General features: G+C 70.7%; 13 protein-coding genes, 4 tRNA genes and 1 pseudogene. 13 read left to right on the top strand and 5 right to left on the bottom strand.

All coding sequences use genetic code 11. The annotated features are described in order from the left end of the window. The first annotated feature begins 3 nt into the window (after positions 1–3). Positions 4–456 (top strand): winged helix-turn-helix transcriptional regulator, encoded by a 453-nt coding sequence (locus ABD709_RS05390; RefSeq protein WP_344773078.1) that lies wholly within the window; start codon positions 4–6, stop codon positions 454–456. Positions 457–521: 65 nt separating this feature from the next. Here ABD709_RS05390 and ABD709_RS05385 read toward each other — a convergent pair. The 3 genes from ABD709_RS05385 to ABD709_RS05375 all read right to left on the bottom strand — a co-directional run bounded on the left by ABD709_RS05385 (position 522) and on the right by ABD709_RS05375 (position 799). Then, a tRNA-Val gene (locus tag ABD709_RS05385) sits at positions 522–596 on the bottom strand. A gap of 11 nt (positions 597–607) precedes the next feature. Further along, a tRNA-Cys gene (locus ABD709_RS05380) sits at positions 608–681 on the bottom strand. A gap of 45 nt (positions 682–726) precedes the next feature. Next, positions 727–799 (bottom strand) — tRNA-Gly (locus ABD709_RS05375). A 104-nt stretch (positions 800–903) separates the two neighbouring features. Here ABD709_RS05375 and ABD709_RS05370 point away from each other — a divergent pair. Then, positions 904–1,722: an aminotransferase class IV gene (locus ABD709_RS05370; RefSeq protein ID WP_344773076.1), complete on the top strand. Its 819-nt coding sequence runs from the start codon at positions 904–906 to the stop codon at positions 1,720–1,722. 17 nt (positions 1,723–1,739) lie between these two features. Here ABD709_RS05370 and ABD709_RS05365 read toward each other — a convergent pair whose 3' ends face one another. Continuing rightward, positions 1,740–2,381 carry a response regulator gene (locus ABD709_RS05365; RefSeq protein ID WP_344773074.1) on the bottom strand — a complete coding sequence of 214 codons (642 nt, stop codon included), beginning with the start codon at positions 2,379–2,381 and terminating at the stop codon, positions 1,740–1,742. Then, positions 2,366–3,493 carry a sensor histidine kinase gene (locus ABD709_RS05360; RefSeq protein ID WP_344773072.1) on the bottom strand — a complete coding sequence of 376 codons (1,128 nt, stop codon included), beginning with the start codon at positions 3,491–3,493 and terminating at the stop codon, positions 2,366–2,368. The genes ABD709_RS05365 and ABD709_RS05360 overlap by 16 nt, the downstream gene beginning before the upstream one ends. A gap of 129 nt (positions 3,494–3,622) precedes the next feature. Between ABD709_RS05360 and ABD709_RS05355 the strand changes: the two genes are divergently transcribed. The 11 genes and pseudogenes from ABD709_RS05355 to ABD709_RS05305 form a co-directional block, all read left to right on the top strand. Then, positions 3,623–5,827, top strand: coding sequence for an MMPL family transporter (locus tag ABD709_RS05355; protein ID WP_344773070.1), 2,205 nt, complete (start codon positions 3,623–3,625; stop codon positions 5,825–5,827). Between the two features lie 39 nt (positions 5,828–5,866). Next, positions 5,867–5,938: transfer RNA gene (locus ABD709_RS05350), tRNA-Val, on the top strand. Between the two features lie 122 nt (positions 5,939–6,060). Continuing rightward, entirely contained in the window at positions 6,061–6,321 is a 261-nt protein-coding gene (locus ABD709_RS05345) for a hypothetical protein (protein ID WP_344773068.1), read from the top strand. A 103-nt stretch (positions 6,322–6,424) separates the two neighbouring features. Further along, positions 6,425–6,658, top strand: a complete 234-nt coding sequence (locus ABD709_RS05340) for a hypothetical protein (protein ID WP_344773066.1) — start codon at positions 6,425–6,427, stop codon at positions 6,656–6,658. Continuing rightward, entirely contained in the window at positions 6,655–7,248 is a 594-nt protein-coding gene (locus tag ABD709_RS05335) for a hypothetical protein (RefSeq protein WP_344773064.1), read from the top strand. The genes ABD709_RS05340 and ABD709_RS05335 overlap by 4 nt, the downstream gene beginning before the upstream one ends. A 113-nt stretch (positions 7,249–7,361) precedes the next feature. Further along, positions 7,362–9,344, top strand: coding sequence for a threonine--tRNA ligase (gene thrS, locus ABD709_RS05330; RefSeq protein WP_344773062.1), 1,983 nt, complete (start codon positions 7,362–7,364; stop codon positions 9,342–9,344). 2 nt (positions 9,345–9,346) lie between these two features. Beyond that, positions 9,347–10,288 (top strand): glycoside hydrolase family 25 domain-containing protein, encoded by a 942-nt coding sequence (locus ABD709_RS05325; RefSeq protein WP_344773060.1) that lies wholly within the window; start codon positions 9,347–9,349, stop codon positions 10,286–10,288. 26 nt (positions 10,289–10,314) lie between these two features. After that, positions 10,315–11,028 (top strand): TetR/AcrR family transcriptional regulator, encoded by a 714-nt coding sequence (locus ABD709_RS05320; protein WP_344773058.1) that lies wholly within the window; start codon positions 10,315–10,317, stop codon positions 11,026–11,028. Next, complete coding sequence (locus ABD709_RS05315; RefSeq protein WP_344773056.1) at positions 11,025–11,528, top strand: HIT family protein; 504 nt, start codon at positions 11,025–11,027, stop codon at positions 11,526–11,528. The genes ABD709_RS05320 and ABD709_RS05315 overlap by 4 nt, the downstream gene beginning before the upstream one ends. Positions 11,529–11,539: 11 nt before the next feature. After that, a complete protein-coding gene (gene pgsA, locus ABD709_RS05310) occupies positions 11,540–12,211 on the top strand; it encodes a phosphatidylinositol phosphate synthase (RefSeq protein ID WP_344773054.1) in 672 nt (223 codons plus the stop codon). A 10-nt stretch (positions 12,212–12,221) separates the two neighbouring features. Then, a pseudogene (locus ABD709_RS05305) lies at positions 12,222–12,414 on the top strand (pyridoxal 5'-phosphate synthase lyase subunit PdxS); the annotation flags it as partial.

Here is a 12,414-nt window from a genome sequence, read left to right as displayed (position 1 = left end):
CCCATGCAGCGAACCGACTTCGGCGACATGGCGTGCTCGATCGCCCGCACCCTCGACGTGATGGGCGAGCCGTGGACGCCCCTGGTGATCCGCGACGTCTATGTCGGGATCAACCGGTTCGAGCAGATCCAGCAGGACCTCGGGATCTCGCGCAAGGTGCTGACCGAGCGGCTCAACCACCTCGTCGAGCACGGGGTGCTCGAGCGGCGTCCCTACGACAACCGCCCCCGCTACGAGTACCACCTCACCGAGCGGGGGACCGAGCTCTTCGACGTGCTCATGGTGATGGTCGGTTGGGGCGACAAGTGGCTCGCCGGCACGGCGGGTCCGCCGGTCCTCTACCGCCATCACGCCTGCGGCGAGGTCAGCAGCGTGGACCTGAGGTGCGCCCATTGCGGTGAACCGATGCACGCGACGGACATCGACGTGCTGCCCGGGCCGGGCGCCGCGGCCTGACAGCCGGGATGGGTCGCCGCCAAATCGGAAAGAGGCCCTCGACGGGGCCTCTCTCGCGGTGTTGCTGGTGGGCGATACTGGGTTTGAACCAGTGACCTCTTCCGTGTCAAGGAAGCGCGCTACCGCTGCGCCAATCGCCCGTGTGGAGTTATGGAGGTGGGTACGGGATTTGAACCCGTGTACACGGATTTGCAGTCCGTTGCCTCGCCTCTCGGCCAACCCACCGCGGAGGCCGGGACCCCTGGTCAGCCAGTGGGTCTGACCTCTCCGAGCGGACGACGAGGCTCGAACTCGCGACCTCAACCTTGGCAAGGTTGCGCTCTACCAACTGAGCTACGTCCGCATGCGCTTTTTGCCTCTCGGCTGTGGCGCGGTGAGAACAGTATCTGATCGCCACAGTGGCACCAAAACCGGGGGCTTCCCCCGTGTGTCTCTAGGGTGACGCACATGCGTGCCTGGATCGACGGACAGCTTCTCGCCGACCCGACCGCCCCCGCGGTGCCGGTCACGGACCACGGCCTGACCGTCGGCGACGCGGTCTTCGAGGCGATCAAGGTCGTCGATGGGAAGCCCTTCGCGCTGACCCGGCACCTCGACCGGCTCGAGCGCTCGGCCGCCGGCCTCGGCCTCACGGGGGTCGACGTGGACGCCGTACGTGCAGGGGTCGGGGCCGTCCTCGCGGAGGAGCACCTGCCGCTGGGCCGGGTCCGGATCACCGTCACCGGTGGCCCTGCGCCGCTGGGGTCGGGACGGGGGAGCGACGGACCGACCACGATCGTCGTCGCGGCGCCGATGGACCCGGCATCCGAGTCGACCGCGGTCATCACCGTGCCGTGGCCGCGCAACGAGCGAGGCGCGCTGGCCGGCCTCAAGACCACGTCGTACGGCGAGAACGTGGTCGCGCTCGCCAGGGCGCGCGAGCACGGCGCGACCGAGGCGGTGTTCGCCAACCTCGCCGGCCACCTGTGCGAGGGGACCGGCTCCAACGTCTTCTACGTCGTCGACGGCGAGCTCCGCACCCCGACCTTGGCCAGCGGCTGCCTCGCCGGCGTGACCCGGGACCTCGTCATCGAGTGGTTCGGCGCGCGCGAGGTCGACGAGCCGATCGAGGTCGCGGCCGGTGCAGACGAGATTTTCCTCGCCTCGACCACCCGCGACGTGCAGGCGGTGCACCGCTGGGACGACCGCGAGCTCGCGCACGGGCCGGTCACCAAGGAGGCCGCCGAGACCTGGCGGAGGCGGGAGCCGGAGCTGCTCGGGCTCTGAGGAACCGGGCCGGACGGTCAGACGCCGAGCCAGGCGAGGACCGCACGCACCCGGCGGTGGTCGTCGGTGTCGGTGGGGATGTCGAGCTTCATGAAGATCGCGTTGATGTGCTTCGCGACGGCCTTCTCGGTGATGACCAACGTCGTTGCGATCGCGGCGTTGCCACGGCCCTCCGCCATCAGCGCGAGCACCTCGCGCTCGCGGTCGGTGAGCCGGTCGACGGGGGAGTCCTTGCGCTTGGCGATCACCGACGCGACGACCTCGGGGTCGAGGACGGTGCCGCCCGCGGCGACGCGGCGCAGGGCGTCGACGAACTCGCCGACGTCGCCGACCCGGTCCTTGAGCAGGTAGCCCACCGCGCCCTCGCCACTGGCCAGCAGCTCGCGGGCGTAGAGGTGCTCGACGTACTGCGACAGCACCAGCACCGGGAAGCCCGGTCGCCGCTCGCGGATCGCGATCGCGGCCCGCAGGCCCTCGTCGGCGTACGTCGGCGGCATCCGTACGTCGACCACGGCGGCGTCCGCGGTCGGGTCCAGCAGCGCCTGCTCCAGGGACGGCAGGTCGTCCACCGCCGCGGCGACCTCGAAGCCCTTCGCCTCGAGCAGCTGCGCGAGGCCGGCGCGGAGCAGGGCCTGGTCCTCGGCTAGGACAACGCGCACGGCACCTCCAGGTGGACCGTCGTGGGGCCGCCGACGGGGCTGGTGATCCGCAGCCCGCCGTCGAGGGCGGCCAGCCGGGTGGCGACGCCGCGCAGCCCGGTACCGGTCGTCGGGTCGGTGCCACCGCGTCCGTCGTCACCCACCCACGTCCTCAGCACGCCGCCATCGTGCCGGATCCGGATCCACACCCGCGTCGCGCCGGAGTGCTTCGCCGTGTTGGCGAGGCACTCCGCGATGGCGAAGTACATCGCGGACTCGACCGCGGCAGCCGGCCGGCCGCGGAGGTCGGCGTCGACCTCGACCGGCGTGGCCATGTCGATGGCGAGTGCCTGGACCGCGCCGACGAGGCCCCGGTCGGCGAGCACCGGCGGATGGATACCGCGGACCACGTCGCGCAGCTCGACGAGCGCGGACGACGCGCTCCCGCGGGCCTCGTTGACCAGCTTCCGTGCCGCGTCCGGGTCGGACTGGAACAGGTCGTCGGCGAGTCCGAGGCTCAGCGACAGCGCCGCGAGCCGGGCCTGCGGCCCGTCGTGCAGGTCGCGCTCGATCCGGCGTACCTCGGCGGCCGAGTAGTCGACCACCTCCGCGCGGGTCTCGCTCAGGACACTGACGCGCTGCTCGAGTGCCTCGGTCCGGCCGAAGGTCAGCAGAGCCCGATCCACCGACGCCCGCGCCTGCAGGAGCGGCACGACGCCGTACCACCAGATCGGGATGGTGACGACGAGCGCCAGCAGCAGCACCCCGATCAGCGAGATCGCGAACCCGAACGTGAGCGCCCACAGCGTCCACAGCAGGTCGCGCCAGGTCATCGGGTCCGCCGCCTGCATCCGCAGGCGGGTGAGCGCACCGCCGCTGGTGGGGCGGTACGGCGGCGGCACCGGCGCGTCCAGGATCCGCGCGGCAAGCTTCCGGTGCGCGTTCGCGAGGGCGCGGGTCGCCGGGATCAGGGCGAGCAGCAGGACGACCCCGACCCACACCACGACGAGCACGCCGCTGGTGACCAGCAGGATGAACCCGGTCAGCAGCGGCACCCACAGCAGGAGGTGCAGGCCGGCGTAGCCCGTGACGGCCAGGCGCTCGGCCAGGGTCACGGGGCGACGCGTCTCCATGGCGACATCGTGCCGTGTCGGCGATCTCGGCGCGGTGGTGCGCGCACCACCATCGCCTCGGGTGTCGGCACCCCTGACCTGGACGCCCGCGCTCACGAGGCTGGAACCACCCGAGCCACGGAGGTTCCCATGTCAGTCAGATCAGTTCTCAGTGCCGCTCCCACCAGGGCAGCCCGCTGGAGCGCCACCCACCCCTGGCGGTCGATCGCGCTCTGGTTCGCGTTCGTCATCGCCGCCACCGCTCTTGCGTCGTTCGTCAGCACCGAGGAGCCCTCGGACGCCGACTACCGCATCGACCAGTCCGGCAGCGCCGAGGCGATGATCGACGCAGCCGGGCTCGACCAGCCGTCGACCGAGAACGTGCTGATCACCAGCGCGTCCGGCAGCCTCGACCAGCGCACAGCGGACCGCGCCGCCGCCGACGTCACGAAGGCCCTCGGCTCCGTCGACGGCGTCGCCGGCGTCGGCAAGCCGGTGCCGTCCGAGGACGGTGCGGCGTTGCTCGTCCCCGTCACGCTGACCAGTGACGACGTCGAGCCCGGTCCGCTGCTCGCGGCGACCCGGCACGTGCAGGAGGCCCATCCCGACCTGCAAGTGCGCGAGGCCGGCGACGTCAGCCTCGACGCCGCGATCGACGACCGCGTCGGCAGCGACCTCGGGCACGCCGAGAGCACCAGCCTGCCGATCACGCTCGTCCTGATGCTGCTCGCCTTCGGTGCGCTCATCGCCGCCGGACTGCCGGTCCTGCTCGCCGCGAGCAGCGTCGCGGCGACGATCGGAATCATGGCGCCGGTCTCGCACTTCGTGCCGGCCGACATGACCGTCAGCAGCATGATCGTGCTGATCGGCATGGCCGTCGGCGTGGACTACTCGCTCTTCTACCTCAAGCGCGAGCGCCAGGAGCGGGAGGCAGGCAGGAGCACTCTCGACGCCGTCGCCATCGCCGCCGAGACGTCCGGCCACGCGATCCTCGTCTCGGGCATCGCGGTCGTCGGAGCGCTCGCGGGGCTCTTCGTCCTCTCCGATCCCACGTTCAACTCGTTGGCGACGAGCGCGATCATCGTCGTCGCCGTGGCCGTCCTCGGATCTATCACGGTGCTACCGGCGCTGTTGGTGAAGCTCGGCCGATGGGTCGACCGGCCGCGGGTCCCGCTGCTCTGGCGGCTCACCCGTCGCACTCGCCGCGGCTCGGTCGCCGGCCTCGTCCTCGGGCCGGTCGTGCGCCACCCGGTCGCCGCGCTCATCGGGTCCGCCGTGGTCGTCGGCGCGCTGGCGGTCCCCGCGTTCGGCATGAAGACCCACGACGCGTCGCTGGACACGTTGCCCACCGACATCACCGAGGTGCAGACCCTGCGGGCGATCCGCGACGCCTACCCGAGCGAGGGCGCGACCGTGAAGGTGGTGCTCCGCACCGACGGGAGTACGCCGACCCGCGCGTCGACCGCCGCTCTTCGCGGGCTCGCGAACGACGCCGCCGCGTCCGGTGACTTCTCGACCGGGTCCGACCCTGCGATCAGCACCTCGGACGACGGGCGTACCTCGGTCCTCGTCCTGCCGTTGCCGCACGACGAGACCGACGGCCGGTCCGCCGGCGCCGTGGAGCTCCTCCGCGACGAGCTGGCTCCCGCTGCGCTGGACGGCACGGGCACGTGGGCGGTCGGCGGCGACGCCGCGGAGTCGCTCGACAGCTCCGCGCACATGAACCAGCGACTGCCGATCCTGCTGGGGTTCGTTCTGCTCCTGACGTTCCTGACCATGGCCGGCGCGTTCCGCAGCGTCGTGCTCGGTGGAGTGTCGACGCTGCTGAACCTCGCCTCGGTGGGAGTCGCCTTCGGCGTGCTCACCGTGGTGTTCCAGCACGGGTTCGCCGCGTCGCTGCTCGACTTCACCAGCCCCGGCTACGTGATCGGCTGGATCCCGATCTTCGTGCTGGTCGTGCTCGTCGGGTTGTCGATGGACTACCACGTGTTCGTCCTGAGCCGGGTGCGTGAGCTCGTCGCCGGCGGCATGGCGACCCGGGACGCCGTACGCAAGGGCGTCTCCGAGACCGCCGGGATCGTGACCAGCGCAGCCACGGTGATGGTGTCGGTCTTCGCGCTGTTCGCGACGCTGTCGATGCTCGAGATGAAGATGATGGGGGTGGGCCTCGCTGCGGCGATCCTGCTCGACGCCACGCTGATCAGGCTGGTCGCGCTCCCTGCGTTGCTCGTGCTGCTCGGCGAGCGGACCTGGTGGCCGGGCCGGCCGGAGGAGCGGGCGGCGGCGCCGCGGCTCGAGCCGGTCCCCGAGGTTGTCGCGGCCGCGCGAGCCGGCGCCGAGGCGGCCCGAATGTGAGCGCCGAGAAATGATGCGTTAAGGTCGTCCCTCGCATCAGGGTGATTGGCGCAGTGGTAGCGCGCTTCGTTCACACCGAAGAGGTCACTGGTTCGAACCCAGTATCACCCACCCACGTTGCACCCGGCTCCGTCGTGACCGTCGTCCGTCCGCGAGGGGACCTTCGGCTCTCCAGCCGCGCGCTCGATGCGCGAAGGATCGATGTCGAGAGACAACGACCCAGGAGGATCCGCATGTCCACCACCACGCTGGACGATCGACGCACCCCGACCATCGAGGTCCGCATCTACGACCACAGCGTCCTGCTCCGGCGTGAGCTCTGCGGGACCGAGAGCGACGCCGACACGGTGGTCGACCGCTTCTCGCACCTGGGCAACCGGTTCGTGGTCAGTGACTACGACTCCGGCCTGCAGCGGCCCGACGAGCAGGTCGAGGCGCCCCAGGAGTACGGCACCATCGCGAGCGCCGTGATCTCCCCGGAGGGCAGCGAGTAGTCGCTGCTGCACCGGGCCCGCGACACGCCGGTCGACGCCGCGCCGACGTACGTCGCCGCTTGCCCCGTCACACCGCATACTTGCGGGACGAGGAGGCGAGCACATGAGGCAGGTACTCGCGCGACAGCTGAGGCCGGGGGACACCATCGAGACCCCCCACGGGGGCGCAGCCCGCGTCGTCGACCTGCCGGTGACGTGCTACGAGCCGGGCCGCATCTCCGTCACGGTCCCCGTCAGCACGCTGTGGCGGTCGCAGGAGCTCACGTTCGCCGCGACCGACTTCGTCCCCGTGATCGACCGGCTCAGCCGGCGGCTCGCTCTCGTCTGCTCTCGGTGATAGTGCGCTCGGCCGGCCCGCGTGACGCAGGTCTCGCCCCGGCCGCCGTGTGCCTCGCCGTCCTGTTCGCCGGCACAGGAGCGGCGGCGTATGCCGATTCCGAGTCCCACGCGGACCGGGCCCACGACGTTGTCGAGGTCTCGCCGTCCGGCACGGCGGCGCGGCCGGGCGACCGGCGCCGCGACGTCGTGCTCGTCCGGACGGTGCACGCCCAGCACGTCGTGCTGCTGATCGCGGGCCTGCGCAGGTTGGGCGCGAGCGGCTTCGAGCTGCTGTGGCGGGTGCGCACCGACGCCGGCACGTGGCGGGTGCAGTACAACGCCGACATCCCCTCGACGCCGTTCGTCGTCGTCTACCCGCCCGGCGACGACGAGCCGTCGGACTGCCTGGCCGGCGCCCACCGGGACGCCGCGCACCGACGGGTCGCCGTCTCGGTCCCGCGGAGTTGTCTCGGCGGGCCACACTGGGTCCGCACGGGCCTGCTCGTCCGGCACTGGGTCCAGTTCGACACCGACGTCCGGCTCGACGACGCCCGGCGCACCGGGCTGCACGGTCCGGCTCGGCTCGGTCCCCGCGTGCAGAAAGGCTAGCCGGTCGGCCTCCGGCCCCGGCCGCGCAATCGCCGCGCGTCGCTCCGAGGTCGGTCGATACGATCAGTACGCGGGCCCAGGAAGGGCCCGCAGCCGATACCGAGGGAGCACCCGTGTCCGAGATCAAGGTCGTCCGCGTCCAGGCCGATGAACGGCTGGAGCAGACCACCGCGACCGGCACGCGTGCCTGGGAGCTCTTCAAGGACGACCCTCAGGTCGTTGCGGCCCGTGTCGGTGGCGTCCTGAAGGACCTCGCCTACGAGCTCGCCGACGGTGACGAGGTCGAGGGTGTGGCGATCGACAGCCCCGACGGCCACGACATCCTGCGCCACTCGACCGCGCACGTGATGGCCCAGGCCGTCCAGGACCTGTTCCCGGACGCCAAGCTCGGCATCGGCCCTCCGATCAAGGACGGCTTCTACTACGACTTCGACGTCGAGGTGCCGTTCACCCCCGACGACCTCGCGAAGATCGAGACCCGGATGCGCAAGATCGTCAAGGACAACCAGCGGTTCTCCCGCCGGGTGACCACCGACGACGACGCGCGCGCCGAGCTAGCCGAGGAGCCCTACAAGCTCGAGCTGATCGGCCTCAAGGGCAACGCCGCTGATGCGGCCGAGGGTGCGAGCGCCGAGGTCGGCGCGGGGGAGCTCACGATCTACGACAACCTCGACCGCAACGGCGAGGTGGCGTGGAAGGACCTGTGCCGAGGGCCGCACCTGCCCACGACCAAGCGGATCCCTGCCTTCAAGCTGATGCGCAGCGCGGCGGCGTACTGGCGCGGCGACGAGAGGAACAAGCAGCTCCAGCGCATTTACGGCACCGCCTGGGAGTCCAAGGAAGCGCTCGACGAGCACCTGCACCGGCTCGAGGAGGCCGAGAAGCGCGACCACCGCAAGCTCGGCCGCGAGCTCGACCTGTTCAGCTTCCCGGACGAGATCGGCTCCGGGATGGCGGTCTTCCACCCCAAGGGCGGTGTGATCAAGCGCGAGATGGAGGACTACGTCCGTCGCCGGCACATCGAGGAGGGCTTCCAGTACGTCGGCACGCCCCACATCAGCAAGGAGGGGCTGTTCCACACCTCGGGGCACCTGCCCTACTACGAGGACACGATGTTCCCGCCGATGGAGCTGGAGAACAGCCGGTACTTCCTCAAGGCGATGAACTGCCCGATGCACAACCTGATCTTCAGGTCGCGGCAGCGCTCCTACCGTGAGCTGCCGCTGCGGTTCTTCGAGTTCGGGTCGGTCTACCGGTTCGAGAAGTCCGGCGTCGTGCACGGCCTCACCCGCGTGCGTGGCATGACCCAGGACGACTCGCACTCCTATGTCACCCCCGAGCAGGCGCCCGAGGAGGTCAAGCACCTCCTCGGCTTCGTGCTGAGCCTGCTCAAGGACTTCGGCCTCGACGACTTCTACCTCGAGCTCTCGACGCGCGACGACAAGAAGAAGGACAAGTTCGTCGGCAGTGACGAGGACTGGGCCATCGCCACCAAGGTGCTCCAGGACGTCGCCACCGAGACGGGCCTCGAGCTGGTCGACGACCCCGGCGGCGCCGCGTTCTACGGCCCGAAGATCTCGGTGCAGGCGCGCGACGCGATCGGCCGCACCTGGCAGATGTCGACGATCCAGTACGACTTCAACCAGCCCAAGGGATTCGGCCTGGAGTACGTCGCCCCGGACGGCTCGCGCCAGCAGCCGGTGATGATCCACTCGGCCAAGTTCGGATCGATCGAGCGGTTCTTCGGCGTCCTCGTCGAGCACTACGCCGGCGCGTTCCCTCCGTGGCTCGCTCCCGTCCAGGTGCAGGGCATCCCGATCGCCGAGCGGCACGAGGACTACCTGCGCGACGTCGCCCGGCAGCTGCAGGCGCGCGGACTGCGGGTCGAGATCGACGACTCCGACGAGCGGATGCAGAAGAAGATCCGCAACGCCCAGCTGCAGAAGGTGCCGTTCATGGTGATCGCGGGCGACCAGGACCTCGAGGCCGGTGCGGTGTCGTTCCGCTACCGCGACGGCCGCCAGGACAACGGGGTCCCGATCGCCGAGGCCATCGAGCGGGTCGCGGCCGCGGTCGCGTCGCGGGAGCAGGTCTGACGATGCGGCCGCGGGTGGCCGCGGCCGCCGTACTCCTGCTGTTCGCCGGGTGCAGCGGCGGCAACGAGCCGTCCGCGGCGCCGTCGTCGGTGGCGACCTCGGTGACCCCCGAGCCGGCGCCGGACTACACGCCGGACACCAACCTCGCCGACGACATGGCCGAGCTGGCCCACCTCGCGGAGCAGCTGGCGCACGACCTCGACGTGGTGACGCCACGGTCCGGGGAGGTCGTGGGCGCCGACCTCAGCTGGCCGCAGTGCCCGGCCGGACTCGGCATCCCGCAGCGCCGCAGCTCCGGCCAGCCGCTGCCGCTGGAGAGCTCGGAGTACGTCGTCATCGGCCTCACCAACGGCCCGGCCTTCTACCCGAACCCGTGCCTGGCCGACCAGGTCGCGTGGGCGACCGACCACAAGATGCTCGTGTCCGCCTACTCCGTGATCAGTTACCCCGACGCCGACATCCTGCAGCGGTTCGGCGACAAGGGCCCTTACGACGGCTCGACCCGGCTCGGTCGGCTGCAGAACGTGGGCTACCAGCAGGCGGGCTTCAACGTGACGTCGATGCGCGAGGTCGGACTGGTCACGCCGATCGTGTGGCTCGACGTCGAGCCGGTCTCGGACTGGGAGTGGTCCACGGACCTGCGCGCCAACGCTGCCGTCGTCGAGGGCGCCAACCGCGGCTACCGGGACGCGGGCTACCAGACCGGGGTCTACTCGACGCCGCTGCTGTGGTCCGACATCGTCGGCGGCCTCTCCTTCGGCATCCCGGAGTGGCGGGCCGCCGGCCAGACCTCGCGCGCCGAGGCGCTGAACCGGTGCGGCGACGACTGGTCGATCCAGGGTGGCCGTGCCCTGATGGGCCAGTGGGTCGAGGCTGCCCGTGACATGAACGTCACCTGTCCCGGGGTGGCCGCCAGCCTCGGCAATTGGTTCCACCAGACCTGACGAGGCCGGGGTATTAAGGTCGCCGTGTGAGTGACGACCGTGTTGCCCCCGACGGCCGTCGGCTTCGATGGCAGCGCCACAACGAGGCCAGGCGCGAGGCGGTGATCGAGGCTGCCATCAAGGTCCTGGAGGCGCAGGCACCTGGCGAGGAGTTCCAGATCCAGCCGGTCGCCGACGAGGCCGGTCTCGCGCGCACCGTGATCTACCGCTACTTCGACGACCGCGCCGACCTCGACCGCAGCGTCCAGCGCCGGATCTGCGAGCTGCTCGGCGCCAAGCTGTTCCCGGCGCTGCACTACGACGGGACGCCGGAGGAGATCCTCCGGCGGGTCGTCGACGCGTTCGTGCGGTGGTCGGTCGACCACCCGACCTTGCTCTGGTACGTCGAGCGCGACCTGTCCGGCTGGGGCCCGAGCCCGCTGACCGAGGCCTTCGAGCAGCTCGCGCTGGCCATCGAGCGGCTGGTGAACGCCGTGGTCGGCTACTCGGGAGTCCAGCTCGGGGAGGACGACCGCTCGGCCCTCGACCCGTGGGTCTTCGGCCTGGTCGGTGCCACCTTCACCGCGATCCGCCGGTGGTGCAGCCGACCGGAGCGGAAGCCGGACGTCGACGCCTTCATCGAGATCATCGCCGAGTCGATCTGGTTCCAGCTCGACGGGATGGCGGCGGCGCGCGGTGTCAGCATGCCCGCCGGGAAGGTGAGCGACCTCATCCACGACCTGGGCAACGTCGGAACGTGAGCGACCCCGACGGTCTCGAGCGCCTCTGGACCCCCCACCGGATGGCCTACGTCAAGACGGCCGACGACACCGGGTGCCCGTTCTGCCGGATCACGCGCGACCCCGCGACGTCGTCCGACGACGACCTGGTGGTCAAGCGCGGCCAGGTCGTCTACGCCGTGCTCAACCTCTACCCCTACAACCCGGGTCACCTGATGGTGCTGCCCTACCGGCACGTTCCCGACCTCGCCGACCTCGACGACGCGGAGACGGCCGAGCTGATGCTGCTGACCAAGCAGGCCCTGGCGACGGTGCGGCGGGTGTCGAACCCGCACGCCTTCAACGTGGGCATCAATCTCGGGGGAGTGGCGGGCGGGTCCCTGTCGGGCCATCTCCACCAGCACGTCGTGCCGCGCTGGTCGGGCGACGCGAACTTCATGACCGTGCTCTCAGGCACCAAGACGCTCCCGCAGCTGCTGAGGGAGACCCGCGATCTGCTCGCGGACGCCTGGGACGGGTAGCGTCCGGCCTCGTGCTCGACCGATTCAAGGACTTCTGGCAGGGCGTCGTGCTCATGCCGTTCGTCAGGCTGTTCATCAAGCTCGGCATCAGCCCGGACACCGTCACCTTCGTCGGCACCCTGGGGGTCGTGGCGGGGGCCCTCGTCTTCTTCCCGCGCGGACAGCTGCTCGTCGGCGTCCTCGTGATCACGGCATTCGTCTTCAGCGACCTGGTCGACGGCAAGATGGCGCGGACGCTGGGGCGGTCCTCGCGGTTCGGTGCGTTCTGGGACTCGACGCTCGACCGGATCGGGGACGGCGCGATCTTCGGAGGTCTCGCGCTGTACTTCGCCGGGTCGCACTACGACGGCGGCGTGGGCTACCTCTACCTGTGCGTCACCCTCTGGTGCCTCGTGATGGGCTCGGTGACCTCCTACGCCCGAGCCAGGGCGGAGTCCCTCGGGATGGACGCCAAGGGGGGCATCGCCGAGCGCGCCGACCGCACCGTCGCGATCCTGGTGATGACCGGCCTGGCGGGGTGGTTCGACGTACCGATCCTGCTGTACGTCACGCTGTGGGCGCTCGCCGCCGCGACGACGTACACGGTCGTCTTCCGGGTGCTCAAGGTCTATCGCCAGGCCACGGCGCTCGATGCCCTGTCCACGGCGAATCCCGATGAGGGTCCAGGGGCTCCCGGCGCCTAGAATCGGTGCCATGAGCGAGCAGCACACCACCGGTACGCACAGGGTCAAGCGGGGCATGGCCGAGATGCTCAAGGGCGGTGTGATCATGGATGTGGTCACCCCTGAGCAGGCCAAGATCGCCGAGGACGCTGGTGCGGTCGCGGTGATGGCGCTGGAGCGGGTGCCGGCCGACATCCGGGCCCAGGGTGGGGTCTCGCGGATGA

The sequence above is a fragment of the Nocardioides panacisoli genome, assembly GCF_039537325.1.
In the GTDB taxonomy this organism is placed as follows: domain Bacteria; phylum Actinomycetota; class Actinomycetes; order Propionibacteriales; family Nocardioidaceae; genus Nocardioides; species Nocardioides panacisoli.
The sequence above is the reverse complement of the archived record's forward strand: the minus strand, read 5'-3'. Positions and strand labels throughout refer to the sequence as shown.

Bases quoted from the DNA above. Each gene is read 5' to 3' on its own strand.
- ABD709_RS05390 (WP_344773078.1), top strand. From the start codon at position 4: ATGCAGCGAACCGACTTCGGCGACATGGCGTGCTCGATCGCCCGCACC.
- ABD709_RS05370 (WP_344773076.1), top strand. From the start codon at position 904: ATGCGTGCCTGGATCGACGGACAGCTTCTCGCCGACCCGACCGCCCCC.
- ABD709_RS05360 (WP_344773072.1), bottom strand. From the start codon at position 3,493: ATGGAGACGCGTCGCCCCGTGACCCTGGCCGAGCGCCTGGCCGTCACG.
- ABD709_RS05355 (WP_344773070.1), top strand. From the start codon at position 3,623: ATGTCAGTCAGATCAGTTCTCAGTGCCGCTCCCACCAGGGCAGCCCGC.
- ABD709_RS05345 (WP_344773068.1), top strand. From the start codon at position 6,061: ATGTCCACCACCACGCTGGACGATCGACGCACCCCGACCATCGAGGTC.
- ABD709_RS05340 (WP_344773066.1), top strand. From the start codon at position 6,425: ATGAGGCAGGTACTCGCGCGACAGCTGAGGCCGGGGGACACCATCGAG.
- ABD709_RS05325 (WP_344773060.1), top strand. From the start codon at position 9,347: ATGCGGCCGCGGGTGGCCGCGGCCGCCGTACTCCTGCTGTTCGCCGGG.